Raw genomic sequence first — 16,409 nt, forward strand, 5'->3', positions numbered from 1 at the left:
GGGCCGCACTCTCGGCGCCGAGGCCGGCGTGTCGGCGGCGGGGACGGATCCGCCGCAGGGGTTCCGGCGCGGGGTCCCGGGGCGGATGCCACGGGCGCGTAGCGTGGAGGCATGCGCGTGCTCGGCATCGACCCCGGACTCACCCGCTGCGGAGTGGGCGTCGTCGACGTGCAGCGCGATCGCACCGCCGCGCTCGTGCACGTGGGCGTCGTCCGGTCGCCCGTCGAGGCGACCGTGGCCGAGCGGCTCGCGATCATCGCGCGCGGCATCCGCGAGGTGCTGGCCGCGCACGCGCCCGACGTCGTGGCCGTGGAGCGCGTGTTCGCGCAGCAGAACCGCTCGACCGTGATGGGAACGGCCCAGGCGGCCGGCGTCGCGCTCCTCCTCGCCGCGGAGGCGGGCCTGCCGACAGCGACCCACACGCCCAGCGAGGTCAAGGCGGCGATAACGGGCTACGGGTCGGCCGACAAGCTCCAGGTGCAGACGATGGTCGCGCGGGTCCTGCGGCTCGACGAGCTGCCGCGCCCGGCCGACGCCGCCGACGCGCTCGCGCTCGCGCTCTGCCACGCATGGCGGGGCGGCCCCGCTCCGACCGCGGCGACGGCGGACGCGCTCACCCCCGCCCAGCGGGCCTGGGCGGCCGCGGAGCGGCGCACGCGCGGCGCGGTCGCGCGGTGAGCGTGTCGTCTCGAACATAGGTACGACGCACCGTAGGGTGGAGGGATGATCTCGTCTCTGCGCGGAACCGTGCTGCACACCGGCGCCGACAGCGTCGTCGTCGAGGTCGGGGGCGTCGGCCTGTCCGTGGCGGTCCCCGTCGACGTCGCCCGCACCGCGCGGACGGGGGAGCAGATCCTCCTGCACACGCACCTCATCGTCCGCGAGGATCAGCTCGCGCTGTTCGGGTTCGCCGAGCGCGATGAGCTCGAGGTGTTCGCGATCCTCCTCGGCGTGACGGGCGTGGGCCCCAAGTCGGCGCTCGGCGTGCTGTCGGGCCTCACGATCGACCAGATCGCCGAGGCCGTCGCGAATGAGGACGACAAGCCGTTCCGGAAGGTGTCCGGCATCGGGCCGAAGACCGCCAAGCTCATCGCCCTGCAGCTCCAGGGCAAGCTCGCCGCCCCCGCGCCGTCGGCGGCGCGCGTCGGCGGCGCCCCGCACGACGTCGTGTCGCAGCTCACGCAGGCGGTGACGGGGCTCGGATGGCCTGAGCGCGTCGCCGCCGATGCGGTGGCCGCGGCCGCGGAGACCGCGTCCGTCGCGGATCGCGCCTCGGTCCAGGCGCTGCTGCGCCTCACGCTCGCGGCGCTGGGCCCCGCGCAGCCGGGAGGCGCACGTGGCTGAGCGCGACATCGCATCGCCCGAGCCCGCAGACGACACCGAGCTCGCGATCGAGGGGGCGCTGCGTCCCGCGAGCCTCGAGGAGTTCGTCGGCCAGCACAAGGTGCGCGGCCAGCTCCAGCTCCTCCTCGACGCCGCGCGCATCCAGGACCGCCCCGCCGACCACATCCTCCTGGCCGGACCGCCCGGCCTCGGCAAGACGACGCTCGCCATGATCGTCGCGCACGAGAGCGGCCGCCCGCTGCGGATGTCGAGCGGCCCGGCCATCCAGCACGCGGGCGACCTCGCGGCGCTCCTGTCGAGCCTCGTGCCGGGGGAGGTGCTCTTCATCGACGAGATCCACCGGATGGCCCGCACGGCCGAGGAGATGCTCTACCTCGCGATGGAGGACTTCCGGATCGACATCATGGTCGGCAAGGGCGCGGGCGCGACGAGCATCCCGCTCGACCTGGCGCCGTTCACCCTCGTGGGCGCGACGACGCGATCGGGAATGCTGCCGAACCCGCTGCGCGACCGGTTCGGCTTCACGGCGCACCTCGAGTACTACGAGCCCGAGGAGCTCGAGCAGGTCATCGCGCGCTCGGCGCGCGTGATCGGGATGGACCTCGCCGGCCCGCAGCGCGAGGAGATCGCCCGCCGATCGCGCGGGACGCCCCGCATCGCCAACCGGCTGCTGCGGCGCGTGCGCGACTTCGCGCTCGTGCGCGCAGGGGGCAGGGCGGCCTCCCTCGAGGACGTCCGCGCCGCGCTCGAGCTGTACGACGTCGACCGCATCGGGCTCGATCGCCTCGACCGGGCGGTGCTCGACGCGCTCGTGCGGCGGTTCCGCGGCGGCCCCGTCGGGCTCGGCACGCTCGCGGTGTCGGTCGGGGAGGAGGCCGACACGGTCGAGAGCGTGGTCGAGCCGTACCTCGTCCGCATCGGCTTCATGGGGCGCACGCCCCGGGGCCGGATCGCGACCCCCGAGGCCTATGCGCACCTCGGCGTCGCCCACGCCGCGCACGGGCAGACGCCGCTGAAACTCGATGACCTATAATCGCTGAAGACTTCGCGTCGGGCTCTCCGGCGTCGTCACCCTCCCGAGCCGATGACGGCTCACGCACGTCTGAAAGGCGCTTCCTCCATGGATATCCTCCTCCTCGTCGTCCTGGCCGCGCTGCTGGTGTTCATGTTCATCAGCTCGCGCCGCCGCACCAAGAAGATGAAGGAGGAGCAGGAGCGCCGCCAGCTGCAGATGGTGCCCGGCGCGCGCATCATGACGCGCAGCGGCCTGTTCGGCACGATCGTCGCCTTCGACCCCGAGGACCTCACGAAGCCCGCCGAGGTCGAGATCGCGCCCGGCGTCGTGATCGAGGTGCACGCCCAGGCGATCGACCTCGCTCCCGAGACGGCCGTCGCGGAGACGGCCGACGAGGACGCTCCGGCGGACGAGGAGCCGGCCGACGCCGAGGAGGAGCTGCTCAACCTCAGCGGCGCCGACGTCGAGAAGCCCACGACCGACGACCGCGCGCCGGACGCCGACGGCACGGGCTCGACCGAGCTCCCGGGCGACGACAAGCCCAAGAACTGACATCTCCCTGACCGGCCGGCCCGCGGAGAGCGGGGCGGTCGGCCGACCGGAAAGCTGACGTCCCGTGGCGACATCCTCACCGACGCGCAGAGCGCTGCGCACTCTCACCGGCCTCCTCGCCCTGACCGCGGTGCTCTTCGGCATCAACGCGCTCGGCGTGCACGTGTTCCAGAAGAGCTCGTGGGTCCCCGAGCTCGCGCTCGACCTCCAGGGCGGCACGCAGATCGTCCTCGAAGCGCAGACCGACGGCGCGACCCCGACCGACGAGCAGATGCGCCAGGCGGTGACGATCATCCGCCAGCGCGTGGACGCATCCGGCGTCTCCGAGGCCGAGGTGACGACGCAGGGCGCGAGCAACATCGTCGTGCAGATCCCCGGCGTCGCCGACGACGCGACGCGCGAGCGCGTGCAGGCGAGCGCGCAGATGCAGCTGCGCAAGGTGCTGTACGCCAACCAGGCGTCCAACACGTTCGTGGGCGAGGACGGCGAGACGACGCCCTACCCGACGCCCGACCCGTCGCTTCCCGCCACGCCCACGGCCGAGCCGACCGCGGGCAACGACCCCGCGTGGATCACGCCGCGGCTCCAGGCGGAGTACCTCGCCTACGACTGCGCCCAGCCGAGCGACCCGGCCGCGGCGTCGCCCGATCAGCCGCTCATCGCGTGCGACGAGTCGGGCACGGCCAAGTACCTCCTCGGGCCGCTCGAGATGGACGGCTCGTCGATCACCGACGCGCAGGCGGTCGTGCAGCAGCAGAACGGCCAGTGGGCCGTGCAGCTGCGCTTCGACGCGGAGGGCACCGAGACCTTCGGCGAGGTCAGCCAGGCGCTCTACGGCCAGACCCAGCCATACAACATGTTCGCGTTCGTGCTGGACGGGAAGGTCATCTCGGCGCCGACCATGGACGCCGTGATCACCGACGGGCGCCCGAGCATCTCGGGCCAGGGCATCACGCAGGAGACGGCGCAGACCCTCGCCGATCAGCTGAAGTTCGGCGCCCTGCCGATCAGCTTCGAGGTCGTCTCGTCCGACACGATCTCCGCGACGCTCGGCTCGCAGCAGCTGCAGATCGGCCTCATCGCCGGCCTCATCGGTCTCGGGCTCGTCGCGCTGTACGTCGTCGCCATCAGCTACCGGGCGCTCGGCTTCGTGATCATCGCGTCGCTCGCCGTGATGGCGGTGCTCACCTACATCCTCCTCTGCATCCTCTCGTGGCGCCTCGGCTACCGGCTCTCGCTCGCGGGCGTCGCGGGCCTCATCGTGACGATCGGCTTCACCGCCGACTCGTTCATCGTCTACTTCGAGCGCATCCGAGACGAGCTGCGCGACGGGAAGACGATCACCGGGGCGGTCGAGGACGGCTGGGCGCGCGCGAAGCGCACGATCTACATCTCGAAGTCGATCAACATCCTCGCCGCCGTGGTGCTGTACATCCTCGCCGACGCGACCGTGAAGGGCTTCGCGTTCACCCTGGGCCTCACGACCGTCCTCGACGTGCTGATCTTCGTGATCTTCACGCACCCGGTCATGCAGCTGCTCGCGCGCACGCGCTTCTTCGGCGGCGGCCATCCGCTGTCCGGTCTCGACCCCGAGGCGCTCGGCGCCGTGTACCGCGGGCGCGCCCAGTTCCGCGAGCCCGTCGCCGTCGCGCCGCGCGCGCAGCGCGCGCGAGGGGAAGCGGAGCGACGCCAGACCATCGCGGAACGGAAGGAAGCCGAGCGCCTCGCAGCCGAGCGCGTCGGCAAGGAGGAGAACGTCTGATGCGCTCGATGGCACAGTGGGGCAACGACCTCTACACGGGCAAGGCGTCGGTTCCGTTCGTCGGCCGCCGCAGGACCTGGTTCATCCTCGCGATCGCGCTCATCGCGCTCTCGGTGCTCGCGCCGTTCGTGCGCGGCGTCGAGCTGTCGATCGAGTTCACCGGCGGGTCGCAGTACACCGTGTCGGCGCCGTCGAGCACCGACCAGTCGATCGCGACCGAGGCGGTCCACTCGGTCGTCCCGGACGCCGAGGCGAAGGTGACGGTCGTCGGCGGCGCCGACATCCGCGTGCAGACCTCGCAGATGTCGCAGGACGAGACGCGCGAGGTCTCCGCCGCCCTCGCCGAGGGGTACGGCGTCGATCAGGCCGAGGTGACCGACTCGTTCATCGGCCCGACCTGGGGCGCCGACGTGACCCGCCAGTCGCTGTGGGGTCTCGGCGTCTTCCTCCTGCTGACGTTCGTCATCCTGGCGATCTACTTCCGCACGTGGAAGATGTCCGTCGCGGCGATCATCGGCCTCGTCGACGTTCTCGTCATCACGATCGGGATCTACTCGCTCGCGGGCTTCGCGATCTCGCCCGCCGCCGTGATCGGCTTCCTGACGATCCTCGGCTACTCGCTGTACGACACGACCGTCGTGTTCGACAAGATCCGCGAGAACACCGCGGAGGACGGCGAGATCTCCGGCCGCACGTTCGGCGAGTCGGTGAACCTCGGCGTCAACCAGACCCTCATCCGCTCGATCAACACGTCGATCGTCGCCGCCCTGCCGGTGGCCGCGATCCTCTTCATCGGCGTGTTCTGGCTGGGCGCGGAGACCCTCTCCGACATCTCGCTGTCGATCTTCGTGGGCATCATCGTGGCCACGTACTCGACGCTGTTCGTGTCGGCCCCGCTGTACTCGCTCATGCGCGAGAAGGAGCCCGCCATCGCGCAGCGCGACGCGCGCGTGCTCGAGGCCCGGGCTTGACCGCGACCCCCGCACCGGCGCGTGTCCGGCCGGGCGTAGGATGATGTCCACGCCCGGCGGGCGCGGGAGGAGAGCGATGGCGGACAGCATCTCGAGCCCGACGAGCCTGCGCCGGCTCGTGCCGCGGATCTTCTCGAGGGCACCCCGCTACGCCGACCTCTCCAAGCTCCTCACCTCCGTGCGCGCGAACCACCCGCGCGGCGACATCGCGATCATCGAGCGCGCGTACCAGGTCGCGGCGGAGAAGCACCGGGGCCAGAAGCGCCAGAGCGGCGAGCCGTACATCACGCACCCGCTCGCGGTGGCCGAGATCCTCGCGGATCTCGGGCTCGGCCCGAAGGCGATCGCGGCGGCGCTGCTGCACGACACCGTCGAGGACACGGGGTACCCGCTCGAGGACCTCCGCGCCGAGTTCGGCGACGAGGTGGCGCTCCTCGTCGACGGCGTCACGAAGCTCGACAAGGTCAAGTACGGCGAGAGCGCCCAGGCCGAGACCGTCCGCAAGATGATCGTCGCGATGTCCAAGGACATCCGGGTGCTCGTCATCAAGCTCGCCGACCGCCTGCACAACGCGCGCACGTGGGGCTTCGTGCCCCCCGAGAAGGCGAAGAAGAAGGCGACGGAGACCCTCGAGATCTACGCGCCGCTCGCGCACCGACTGGGCATCCAGGCGATCAAGTCCGAGCTCGAGGACCTCTCCTTCGCCGTGCTGTACCCCAAGATCTACAACGAGATCGACAGCCTCGTGAAGCAGCGCACCCCGCAGCGCGAGCAGTACGTGCAGCGCGTCATCGACGACGTGAGCATCGACCTGCACGAGCTCCGGATCCGCGGGACCGTCGTCGGCCGTCCGAAGCAGCTCTACTCGGTGTACCAGAAGATGGTCGTGCGCGGACGCGAGTTCGACGACATCTACGACCTCATCGGCATCCGGGTGATCGTGAGCAGCGTGCGCGACTGCTACGCGGTGCTCGGCGCGATCCACGCGCGCTGGACCCCGCTTCCCGGGCGCTTCAAGGACTACATCGCGACCCCCAAGTTCAATCTCTACCGGTCCCTGCACACGACCGTGATCGGCCCGGGCGGGCGCACGGTCGAGATCCAGATCCGCACGCAGGAGATGCACCAGCAGGCGGAGTACGGCGTCGCCGCGCACTGGAAGTACAAGGAGCGGATGGCCTCGGGGCAGGTCGACGAGCGGCTGTCCGACACCGACATGGCCTGGGTCGCGCGCCTGAGCGACTGGCAGGCGGAGACGAAGGATCCGGGCGAGTTCCTCGACTCGCTGCGCTTCGAGATCGGCGCGAAGGAGGTCTACGTCTTCACGCCGAAGGGACGCGTGATCGGACTGCCCGCGGGCGCGACCCCCGTCGACTTCGCCTACGCCGTGCACACCGAGATCGGCCATCGCACGATGGGCGCCAAGGTCAACGGACGTCTCGTGCCGCTGGACTCCCAGCTGAACTCGGGCGACATCGTCGAGGTCTTCACCTCGAAGAACCCCGACGCGGGCCCGAGCCAGGACTGGCTCGCGTTCGTCAAGAGTTCGCGCGCGCGCAACAAGATCCGCGGCTGGTTCACGAAGGAGCGCCGCGACGAGGCCATCGAGCAGGGCAAGGAGGCCATCGCGCGCGCGATGCGCCGCCACAACATGCCGCTGCAGAACCTCAAGGACTCGCTCGCAGAGGTCGCGCACCAGCTGCGCCTCGAGGACGTCTCCGCGCTCTACGCCGCGGTCGGCGAGGGGCACACCTCGACGCAGTCGGTGCTCGAGAAGGTCACCGCGCTGCACCAGACGGTCGAGCCCGCCACGGGTCCGCTCGACCTGCCGGCGACCGCGTCGCAGCGGAAGGTGCACGGCGGGGACTCGGGGGTCCTCGTGCGCGGGGCCGACGACATCCTCGTGAAGCTCGCGAAGTGCTGCACGCCCGTGCCCGGGGACGAGATCGTCGGCTTCATCACGCGCGGGCAGGGCGTCTCGGTGCACCGCGCGGACTGCACGAACGTCCGTGCGCTCAAGGACAACCCCGAGCGGATGATCGACGTCGAGTGGGCGCCGACGACCAAGAGCGTCTTCCTCGTGCAGATCCAGGTCGAGGCCCTCGACCGCGCAGGCCTCCTGTCCGACATCACGCGCGTGCTCAGCGAGCATCACGTCAACATCCTGTCGGCGAACGTGTCCACGACGCGCGAGCGCCTCGCGATCTCGCGATACGTGTTCGAGATGGGCGACACGGTGCATCTCGATCGCGTGCTGAACGCCGTGCGCCGCATCGACGGCGTCTACGACGTCTACCGCGTGACGTCCTCCTGATCGGCCGCGCCCCGGCCGTCCGGTCCGAGCTCGTGGAGGAGGGCGACGGCCGCGACCGCGTGGGTGCGCCGAGGATGCGCGCGGAACCACGCGAGCGCCGCGCGCCGCGTGGACTCGTCGGCGGCCAGGCGCGCCACGGCATCGGCTGATCCGCGGTGTCGTGGATCGGGACGCGCGGCGTCCCGCGCCAGGTCGGCGAGGGTGCGCGCCGGCGTGGCGACCGCGGTGTCGCCGAGGAGAGCGACGTCGGCGGGGGAGAGCTCCTGGTCGTGGAAGCGGAGACGCCGATCGACGACGCGGGTGATGCGCCAGGGGACCGCTCGCTGCACGTCGAGCGGGTCCGGCGGCTCGCCGGTCGCCCCGTGGATCCAGGCCGCCGCCATCCCGACGAACGCGCAGCTCGGCGACAGAAGCGGCGCGAGCGCCGCGGCCCGGACGAGCGGCGGGGTGGGCGCGTCCGCGGGCAGGAAGCCCTCCCCGAACGGGACGAGCTCGCCGTCGAGGCACGCCGCGCGCAGCTCCGCGACGCTGAAGCGCCGCCCGGGGAAGAGGACGGCGGTGCTCATGCGGGCCAGTGTCCCGCGCGCGTCGGGGGTCGCGTGGATGCCTGTGGACGACGAAGCGGCCCCCGTCCGGTGGACGAGGGCCGCTTGCGGAGCGCGGTCAGCCGCCGATCGCGCGCAGCCAGGCCTGTCGGGCCTCGAGCGCCTCCTTGGCGTCGGCGATCGCCTTGCGGTCGCCCTTCGCCTCGGCGGCGGCGAGCTCCTCCTGGAGCTTCTCGATCGCCTCGCGGAGCTGGCTGCCGAGGTCGTTGGCGCGGGCCTTCGTCTCGGGGTTGTTGCGCTTCCAGTCGAGGTCCTCGCGCTGCTTGAGCTCCTGCTCGATCTTGCGGAGCTGGTCGTCGAGCCCGCGCTCGACGTCGCGCGGGAAGATGCGGCCCACCTCGTCCCAGCGGCGCTGGATGCCCGTCAGGATGCGGCGCGCCTCGGTCAGGTCCTTCGTGTCCGGGACGACCTTCGCCTCCTCGAGCAGGGCCTTGCGCGCCTCGATGCGGGGAGCCGACTCGGCCTGCTCGGCGGCGTCGCGCTCGGCGCGCGCCTGGTACAGGGCGTCGCCGGCCGCCTTGAAGCGCGCCCAGAGCGCGTCGTCGGCCTTGCGGCCTGCGCGGCCCGAGCGCTTCCACTCGTCGAGGAGCGTGCGGTAGGCGGGGATGCCCTCCTCGCCGCGCGGCGCGAGCGCCTCGGCCCGCTCGATGAGGCGGTTCTTCGCGTCCCGCGCGGCCTTGTGCACCTCGTCGAGCTCGGCGAAGAACGCGCGACGCTGACGCTCGACCGTCGAGCGGGCATCGCGGAATCGCTTCCACAGCGCCTGCGCCTGCGCCTTGGGCAGGCGCGGCCCGTTCTGCTGGTGGTTCTGCCAGGCCGCGAAGAGGTCGGACAGCTCGGCCGTCGCCTGCTTCCACTGGACCGTCTTGGGATCGCGCGCCGCGAGGGCCTCGGCCTTCTCGACGATCGCGGTGCGCTCGACGATCGCGGCCTCGACGGCGGCGCGGGCGGCCGCGGCCTCCTCGGCCGTCGCCTCGGCGAGCGCCTCGATGAGCGTCGTCAGCCGCTTCTCGAGGCCGGCGAGGTCGCCCACGGCCGTCGCACCGACGACGTCCTTCTGAAGGCGGGTGGCCTGACCGCGCAGGTCGCTCGCGGAGGCGCCGCCGCGCGTGTGGCGCTGCTCGAGGGTCGCGACCTTGAACTCGAGGTCGGCGAACTTGCGCACGAAGTAGTCGAGCGCCTCCTGCGGCGTGCCGTCGGGGAACTCGCCGACGACGCGCCACTGGTCGCCCTCGCGGACGGACACGACGCCGTTCTCGGTCACGCGGCCCCAGGTCTCCTCGACGACGACAGCGCCGGGCTCGGTCGGCTCGGCGGGCGCCGCGGGAGCCGGAGGACCCGGACGCGGCGACGGAACGGGGGCGGGCGCCGCGGCGGCCGGCGCAGGCTCGGGCTCGATCGGGGTCTCGTCCGTCGGAACGGGTGCGTCCTCGGCGGGCGTCTCGTCGGCGGGAGCCGCCGGGCTCGCGGCGTCATCGCCGTCGGGGGCGGGGACCTCGCCGGCCTCGACGACGGCGCTGTCGGCGATGGCCTTCTCCGTGAGCGCGTCCGCGTCGGCGGTCGTCGCTTCGACGTCGGCCGCGACGGCCGCCTCCTCGGGCGTGGATTCGGTCTGGGGGGTGTGCTCGGGAATCGACACAGGAATCTCCTTGCGCGGGCATCCGCGGGAGGGGAACAGGACGCGCCCCAGCCTAGTACGGGCCGTGGCCGCGGTCTGCGGCGGACGTCATTCCGCTGCGGGCGTCTCCGAGGGTGCGGGCGTCGTGGCCGCGGGCGTCTCGAGCGGCGCCGGGACGGTGGTCCCGGTCGGCGACGGCGACGGCGTCGGGGTCGGCTCCGGTGCGCCGGGGCCGACGGAGTAGAACAGCGCCTGCGCCGCGATGGCGCCCGCGATGACGACGGCGGCGGCGCTCAGGGCGATGACGTTGTCGCGTCGACGTCGGGCGACCTGCGCCTCGTGGAGACGCCTGCGGGCCTCGTACAGACGCGCGCGCTCACGCGCCTCGCGCTCGGCACGGTTCTTCCCGTTGGCCAACGGATTCTCCTTCGTTCACGGTCTGAGCCGGGCAAGAGACTACGCCGCCGCCCCGCGGGCTCCCAAACCCGTGCCGTGTCGCCCTGGCCCAGGCCGGTGTCGGCGGTCCGGACTAGCCTGGAACGATGACCTCCGCCTCCGCGCTCTTCCAGGGGCAGACGCCGCTCGCCGTGCGCATGCGCCCGACGTCGCTGAGCGAGGTCGCCGGCCAGGCGCACCTGCTGCGGCCGGGCTCGCCGATCGTCGCCCTCGCCGATCCGAACGCGACCAAGCCCGGCACCGTCTCGGTCATCCTCTGGGGGCCTCCCGGCACGGGGAAGACGACGCTCGCGCAGGCCATCGCGCGCTCGTCGGGCCGCCGCTTCGTCGAGCTGTCGGCGATCACCGCGGGCGTGAAGGATGTGCGCGAGGTCATGCAGGAGGCGCTCAATCAGCGCGACCTGTACGGGCAGTCGACCATCCTCTTCCTCGACGAGATCCACCGGTTCACGAAGGCGCAGCAGGACGCGCTCCTCCCTGGCGTCGAGAACGGCTGGGTCATCCTCATCGCGGCGACCACCGAGAACCCGTCGTTCTCGGTGATCTCGCCGCTGCTGTCGCGCTCGCTCCTCCTCACGCTCCAGCCGCTCACCGACGACGACCTCGGCTCGCTCATCGACCGCGCCGTGTCCGATGCGCGCGGACTCGCCGACGCGGTCGTGCTGGCGCCCGAGGCGCGCGCCGCGCTCATCCAGCTCGCGTCGGGCGACGCGCGACGGGCGCTCACGGCGCTCGAGGCGAGCGCGGGGGTCGCCGCGTCGGAGGCGGCGGACGACCGCGCGACGGCAGAGGAGCGAGACGCCGACGTCCGGCCCCTGATCACCGCCGACCACGTGTCCCAGGCCGTCGACCGCGCGCTCCTGCGGTACGACCGCCAGGGCGACGAGCACTACGACGTCATCAGCGCGTTCATCAAGTCGATCAGGGGCTCCGACCCCGACGCCGCCGTGCACTACCTCGCGCGGATGATCGAGGCGGGGGAGGATCCGCGCTTCATCGCGCGCCGCCTCGTCGTCCACGCCGCGGAGGACATCGGTCTCGCCGACCCGCAGGCGCTCCAGATCGCGGTCGCCGCGGCCGACGCGGTCGCCTTCATCGGCATGCCGGAGGGGCGCATCCCGCTCGCCGAGGCGACGATCTACCTCGCGACCGCGGCGAAGTCGAACGCCGCGTACCGTGCGATCAGCTCGGCGATCGCGGATGTGAAGGCCGGGCGGATGGGGCCCGTGCCGAAGCACCTCCGTGACGCGCACTACGCGGGGGCGAAGCGCCTGGGGCACGGCAAGGGCTACCTCTATCCGCACGACAGCGACGTCGGCGTCGTGCCGCAGCAGTACCTGCCGGATGAGCTCGTCGGCACGCGCTACTACGAACCGACGAACCACGGCGGCGAGCGCGAGGTGTCGGCACGGCTCGAGCGCATCCGCCGCATCCTCGAGGGCTGATCGCCGAGCGGCGTCGCCGGCGCGGTCTGATAAGCTGAGTCGGCTCGAAATCCGGGCACATCCCTCTTCGCATTCCTCCGGGCAGTCCGGCGTACGCCCACAACGGGAGAAGAGCGATGTACGTCCGTGTGTCCGCGACAGTCGCGGCCACGTGAAAGGAAACCATGGTCACCAAGTCCCAGGACCGCCGCAAGGTCCGCCTCTCGCGCGCGCTCGGCGTCGCGCTCACCCCGAAGGCCGCGCGCTACCTCGAGAAGCGCCCCTACGGCCCCGGCCAGCACGGCCGCACCAAGCGCAAGGCCGACAGCGACTACGCCGTCCGCCTGCGTGAGAAGCAGCGTCTGCGCGAGCAGTACGGCATCCGCGAGAAGCAGCTGCGCATCGCGTTCAACGAGGCCCGTCGCCAGGACGGCCTGACCGGTGAGAACCTCGTCGAGCTCCTCGAGATGCGCCTCGACGCCCTCGTGCTGCGTTCGGGCTTCGCCCGCACGACGGCGCAGGCTCGCCAGTTCGTGGTGCACCGCCACATCCTCGTCGACGGCAAGATCGTCGACCGTCCCTCGTTCCGCGTGAAGCCGGGCCAGACCATCGAGGTCAAGGCCAAGAGCGAGGCGCTGGAGCCCTTCCAGGTCGCAGCGGCCGGCGGTCACGCCGAGGTCCTGCCCCCGGTCCCGGGCTACATCGAGGTCGAGCTCGACAAGCTCCAGGCGAAGCTCGTGCGTCGTCCGAAGCGCGTCGAGGTGCCCGTCACCTGCGACGTGCAGCTCGTCGTCGAGTACTACGCGGCGCGCTGATCGCGCATCGCGACACGCGTCGGGAGGGCGTCGGGGCTTCGGCCCCGGCGCCCTCTCGCTTTCGCGCTCCCTTTCGGAACTAGGATGGGAGGACGCCGCGCCGCACGCGCGGCGCCGACGGACGCGACGGGCGCGAGGACGGATGACATGAAGAAGCTGCTGTGGTTCCTGCTCGGCATCGGGGGCGGCCTCGTCGTCGCGCACCTCATGAACAAGGACCCCCGCGGCCACGAGCTCCTCGCGGCGATCGACGCGCGCATCGACGAGTTCACCGAGCGCATGTCGGATGCCTACAACGCGGAGGCAGCCCGCCGCGGCGCCGCCGTCGACGCCTGACCCTCGACGTTCCCGCGGCCGCCCGATCGGCGGCCGCTTTCGCACGTACAGCAAGGACGAATCCCCACCTCATGAAGACCGCGGAGATCGCGCAGCGCTACCTCGACTACTTCGAGAAGAACGACCACACCATCGTGCCCTCGGCGTCGCTCGTGAGCGACGACCCGTCGATCATGTTCACGATCGCGGGCATGGTGCCGTTCATCCCGTACCTGACGGGAGTGGTGCCCGCACCGTACCCGCGCGCGGCCGATGTGCAGAAGTGCATCCGGACGAACGACATCGAGGAGGTCGGCAAGACCGCCCGCCACGGCACGTTCTTCCAGATGCTCGGCAACTGGTCGTTCGGCGACTACTTCAAGGAGGGCGCGATCGCGTACGCGTGGGAGCTCCTCACGACGAGCGAGGCGGATGGCGGGCTCGGGTTCGCCGAGCGCGACCTGTGGGTCACGGTGTACGAGGACGACGACGAGGCCGCCGCGCTGTGGCGGAAGGTCGCCGGCATCCCCGCCGAGCGCATCCAGCGACTCGGGCGCGCGGACAACTTCTGGACGACCGGCCAGCCGGGACCGGCCGGACCGTGCTCGGAGATCTACGTCGACCGGGGCCCCGCCTACGGCCGCGACGGCGGGCCCGCGGTCGACGACAGTCGCTTCCTCGAGATCTGGAACCTCGTGTTCATGCAGAACGCGATCGAGAACGTGCGGTCCAAGACCGAGTTCGACATCGTCGGCGAGCTGCCGAAGAAGAACATCGACACGGGCATGGGTCTCGAGCGCGTCGCGTTCCTCAAGCAGGGCGTCGAGAACATGTACGAGACCGACCAGGTGCGTCCCGTGCTCGACCGCGCGGTCGAGCTCTCCGGCCGCCGCTACGGGGTCGACCACGGCGACGACGTGCGCTTCCGCGTGATCGCCGACCACGTGCGCTCGTCGCTCATGCTCCTCAGCGACGGCGTCACGCCGTCGAACGAGGGTCGGGGCTACATCCTGCGCCGGCTCATGCGGCGCACGGTCCGCTCGATGCGCCTGCTCGGCGTCGAGGAGGCCACCTTCCCCGCGCTCTTCGAGGCGTCGCGCGACGCCATGAAGGCCGGCTACCCCGAGGTCGAGTCCGACTGGCAGCGGATCTCGTCGTACGCCTTCGCCGAGGAGGAGACCTTCCTGCGCACGCTCACGGCGGGCTCGACCATCCTCGACACGGCCGTGTCGAAGACGAAGGCGGCCGGCGGCACGACGCTCGCGGGCCCCGAGGCGTTCCTCCTGCACGACACCTACGGCTTCCCGATCGACCTCACCCTCGAGATCGCCGAGGAGGCCGGACTCGGCGTCGACCGCGACGCCTTCGACGCGCTCATGCAGGAGCAGAAGCAGCGCGCGAAGGCCGACGCCCGCTCCCGCAAGCGCGCGATCGCCGACGTCGGCGTGTACCGCGAGTTCCGCGCGCTCGGCGAGACCCAGTTCACGGGGTACACCGATCTCGAGACCGAGTCGACCGTGCTCGGCGTGCTCGTCGACGGCCTCAGCGTGCCGCAGGCGCTCCAGGGGCAGATCGCCGAGGTCATCCTCGCGGAGACCTCGCTGTACGCCGAGTCGGGCGGACAGGTCGCCGACAAGGGCACGATCGTCGGCCCGGGCTTCGAGCTCGAGGTGCTCGACGTCCAGCGCCCGGTCGCGGGCCTCGTGAGCCACACGGTCGAGGTCACGCGCGGCGAGGTCGGCGTCGGCCAGCCCGCGACGACGGTCGTCGACGCGGCGAACCGCCGCGCCGCGACGCAGGCGCACTCCGCGACGCACCTCGTGCACGCCGCGCTGCGCGACACGCTCGGCAAGGGCGCGACGCAGGCCGGCTCGCTCAATCGCGCGGGATACCTCCGCTTCGACTTCACGTGGGGGCAGGCGCTGAGCCCCGCCACGCGGAGCGAGATCGAGGAGATCGCCAACAACGCCGTGCGGGACAACCTCGAGGTGACCACGCGCGTGCTGTCGCTGGACGAGGCGAAGGCCGCGGGCGCGATGGCCCTGTTCGGCGAGAAGTACGGCGAGAAGGTCCGGATGGTCGACATCGGCGGACCGTGGTCGCGCGAGCTCTGCGGCGGCACGCACGTGTCGACGTCGGCGGAGGTGGGGCTCATCAGCATCACGGGCGAGTCCTCGGTCGGCGCGTCCAACCGCCGGGTCGAGGCCCTGGTCGGGCTCGACGCGTTCCGCGAGCTGACCGCCGAGCGCGCTCTCGTGAACGAGCTCACGGCCGCCCTCAAGACGCCGAAGGAGCAGCTGCCGGCGCGGGTCTCCGAGCTCGCCGCCGCCCTCAAGGCGGCTGAGAAGCGGATCGCCCAGTTCGAGGCGAAGGCCCTCGCCGAGCGCGTGCCGGCCCTCGCGGACGCCGCGGTGCGCACGGGCGCCTACCGGGTCGTCGCGGAGTCCCTCGGATCGGTCGGCTCGCCCGACGACGTGCGCGCCCTCGTGACGCAGGTGCGCGACCGGCTCGGGGCGGATGCGGCCGTGGTGGCCCTCGGCGCCGAGGTGTCGGGACGGCCCGTCGTCATCGTCGCGACCAACGAGGCGGCGCGGAGCGCCGGCGCGAAGGCAGGAGCGCTCGCGAAGGCCGCAGCCGCCGCTCTCGGCGGCGGCGGAGGCGGGCGCGACGACATGGCGCAGGGCGGCGGCGCCGACGCGACCGCCCTGCCGGCCGCGCTCGACGCGGTGCGCGCGGGTCTCGCTGCATGACCGGGTTCCGCCGGGGCATCCGCCTCGGCGTCGACGTGGGGAAGGCGCGCGTCGGCGTCGCGCGGTGCGACCCCGACGGGATGCTCGCCGTGCCGGTCGAGACCGTGCCGCGCGACGACCGCTCGATCGCGCGGCTCGTCGAGCTCGCGGCCGAGCACGAGCCGGTCGAGATCGTCGTCGGGCTCCCGCTCAACATGCGCGGCGACGACACGCCCTCGACGCAGGACGCACGGGACTTCGCCGCCGAGCTCGCGACCGCGCAGGCGGCGCCCGTGCGCATGGTCGACGAGCGGCTCAGCACCGTGAGCGCTCACACGGCGCTGCGGCAGTCCGGCCGATCCCAGAAGGGGTCGCGTAGCATTGTCGACCAGGTCGCCGCGGTCGTGCTGCTGCAGCACGCGGTCGACACGGAGAAGCAGACGGGGGTCCCCCCCGGGATCGCCGTCCGCACCGGTTTGGAGTAGACAT

At 72.0% G+C, this 16,409-nt stretch carries 15 protein-coding genes; 12 read left to right on the top strand and 3 right to left on the bottom strand.

Features of this window, described 5'->3' with window-relative positions; genetic code table 11:
* Positions 1-111: 111 nt before the first annotated feature.
* The 7 genes from ruvC (at position 112) to M1D56_RS07665 (ending at position 7,958) form a co-directional block, all read left to right on the top strand.
* Positions 112-678: a crossover junction endodeoxyribonuclease RuvC gene (ruvC, locus tag M1D56_RS07635; RefSeq protein ID WP_456285141.1), complete on the top strand. Its 567-nt coding sequence runs from the start codon at positions 112-114 to the stop codon at positions 676-678.
* A gap of 45 nt (positions 679-723) precedes the next feature.
* Positions 724-1,344, top strand: a complete 621-nt coding sequence (ruvA, locus tag M1D56_RS07640) for a Holliday junction branch migration protein RuvA (protein ID WP_456285142.1) — start codon at positions 724-726, stop codon at positions 1,342-1,344.
* Complete coding sequence (gene ruvB, locus M1D56_RS07645) at positions 1,337-2,377, top strand: Holliday junction branch migration DNA helicase RuvB (protein WP_282977660.1); 1,041 nt, start codon at positions 1,337-1,339, stop codon at positions 2,375-2,377. The genes ruvA and ruvB overlap by 8 nt, the downstream gene beginning before the upstream one ends.
* 87 nt (positions 2,378-2,464) lie before the next feature.
* Entirely contained in the window at positions 2,465-2,911 is a 447-nt protein-coding gene (locus M1D56_RS07650; protein WP_456285143.1) for a preprotein translocase subunit YajC, read from the top strand.
* A 64-nt stretch (positions 2,912-2,975) separates the two neighbouring features.
* A complete protein-coding gene (secD, locus tag M1D56_RS07655) occupies positions 2,976-4,673 on the top strand; it encodes a protein translocase subunit SecD (RefSeq protein WP_456285144.1) in 1,698 nt (565 codons plus the stop codon).
* Entirely contained in the window at positions 4,673-5,644 is a 972-nt protein-coding gene (gene secF, locus M1D56_RS07660; RefSeq protein ID WP_271171769.1) for a protein translocase subunit SecF, read from the top strand. Before secD ends, secF begins: the two co-directional genes overlap by 1 nt.
* Positions 5,645-5,720: 76 nt before the next feature.
* On the top strand, positions 5,721-7,958 hold the full coding sequence (locus M1D56_RS07665) for a RelA/SpoT family protein (RefSeq protein WP_271171770.1): 2,238 nt from the start codon (positions 5,721-5,723) through the stop codon (positions 7,956-7,958).
* Here the strand turns inward: M1D56_RS07665 and M1D56_RS07670 are convergent.
* The 3 genes from M1D56_RS07670 to M1D56_RS07680 all read right to left on the bottom strand — a co-directional run bounded on the left by M1D56_RS07670 (position 7,937) and on the right by M1D56_RS07680 (position 10,598).
* Complete coding sequence (locus tag M1D56_RS07670; protein ID WP_282977663.1) at positions 7,937-8,524, bottom strand: SAM-dependent methyltransferase; 588 nt, start codon at positions 8,522-8,524, stop codon at positions 7,937-7,939. The two genes, M1D56_RS07665 and M1D56_RS07670, sit on opposite strands and share 22 nt — an antisense overlap.
* Positions 8,525-8,621: 97 nt before the next feature.
* Complete coding sequence (locus M1D56_RS07675) at positions 8,622-10,202, bottom strand: DUF349 domain-containing protein (protein ID WP_456285145.1); 1,581 nt, start codon at positions 10,200-10,202, stop codon at positions 8,622-8,624.
* 87 nt (positions 10,203-10,289) lie between these two features.
* The gene (locus M1D56_RS07680) at positions 10,290-10,598 is read right to left on the bottom strand and encodes a dioxygenase (protein WP_456285146.1); all 309 of its coding nucleotides are present in this window, start codon (positions 10,596-10,598) and stop codon (positions 10,290-10,292) included.
* A 125-nt stretch (positions 10,599-10,723) separates the two neighbouring features.
* On the opposite strand from M1D56_RS07680, the gene M1D56_RS07685 reads away from it, so the two are divergent.
* The 5 genes from M1D56_RS07685 to ruvX all read left to right on the top strand — a co-directional run bounded on the left by M1D56_RS07685 (position 10,724) and on the right by ruvX (position 16,405).
* The gene (locus M1D56_RS07685; RefSeq protein ID WP_324011364.1) at positions 10,724-12,082 is read left to right on the top strand and encodes a replication-associated recombination protein A; all 1,359 of its coding nucleotides are present in this window, start codon (positions 10,724-10,726) and stop codon (positions 12,080-12,082) included.
* A 164-nt stretch (positions 12,083-12,246) separates the two neighbouring features.
* A complete protein-coding gene (gene rpsD / locus M1D56_RS07690; protein WP_271171775.1) occupies positions 12,247-12,876 on the top strand; it encodes a 30S ribosomal protein S4 in 630 nt (209 codons plus the stop codon).
* A 147-nt stretch (positions 12,877-13,023) separates the two neighbouring features.
* Complete coding sequence (locus M1D56_RS07695; RefSeq protein ID WP_271171776.1) at positions 13,024-13,212, top strand: hypothetical protein; 189 nt, start codon at positions 13,024-13,026, stop codon at positions 13,210-13,212.
* Positions 13,213-13,283: 71 nt separating this feature from the next.
* Positions 13,284-15,941 carry an alanine--tRNA ligase gene (alaS, locus tag M1D56_RS07700; RefSeq protein WP_282977668.1) on the top strand — a complete coding sequence of 886 codons (2,658 nt, stop codon included), beginning with the start codon at positions 13,284-13,286 and terminating at the stop codon, positions 15,939-15,941.
* Entirely contained in the window at positions 15,938-16,405 is a 468-nt protein-coding gene (gene ruvX / locus M1D56_RS07705; protein ID WP_456285147.1) for a Holliday junction resolvase RuvX, read from the top strand. Before alaS ends, ruvX begins: the two co-directional genes overlap by 4 nt.
* Positions 16,406-16,409: the final 4 nt, after the last annotated feature.

The organism is Microbacterium sp. JZ101, assembly GCF_053903175.1.

Bases quoted from the DNA above. Each gene is read 5' to 3' on its own strand.
- alaS (WP_282977668.1), top strand. From the start codon at position 13,284: ATGAAGACCGCGGAGATCGCGCAGCGCTACCTCGACTACTTCGAGAAG.
- M1D56_RS07665 (WP_271171770.1), top strand. From the start codon at position 5,721: ATGGCGGACAGCATCTCGAGCCCGACGAGCCTGCGCCGGCTCGTGCCG.
- M1D56_RS07695 (WP_271171776.1), top strand. From the start codon at position 13,024: ATGAAGAAGCTGCTGTGGTTCCTGCTCGGCATCGGGGGCGGCCTCGTC.
- ruvA (WP_456285142.1), top strand. From the start codon at position 724: ATGATCTCGTCTCTGCGCGGAACCGTGCTGCACACCGGCGCCGACAGC.
- M1D56_RS07650 (WP_456285143.1), top strand. From the start codon at position 2,465: ATGGATATCCTCCTCCTCGTCGTCCTGGCCGCGCTGCTGGTGTTCATG.
- M1D56_RS07685 (WP_324011364.1), top strand. From the start codon at position 10,724: ATGACCTCCGCCTCCGCGCTCTTCCAGGGGCAGACGCCGCTCGCCGTG.
- rpsD (WP_271171775.1), top strand. From the start codon at position 12,247: ATGGTCACCAAGTCCCAGGACCGCCGCAAGGTCCGCCTCTCGCGCGCG.
- secF (WP_271171769.1), top strand. From the start codon at position 4,673: ATGCGCTCGATGGCACAGTGGGGCAACGACCTCTACACGGGCAAGGCG.
- ruvX (WP_456285147.1), top strand. From the start codon at position 15,938: ATGACCGGGTTCCGCCGGGGCATCCGCCTCGGCGTCGACGTGGGGAAG.
- ruvC (WP_456285141.1), top strand. From the start codon at position 112: ATGCGCGTGCTCGGCATCGACCCCGGACTCACCCGCTGCGGAGTGGGC.
- M1D56_RS07670 (WP_282977663.1), bottom strand. From the start codon at position 8,524: ATGAGCACCGCCGTCCTCTTCCCCGGGCGGCGCTTCAGCGTCGCGGAG.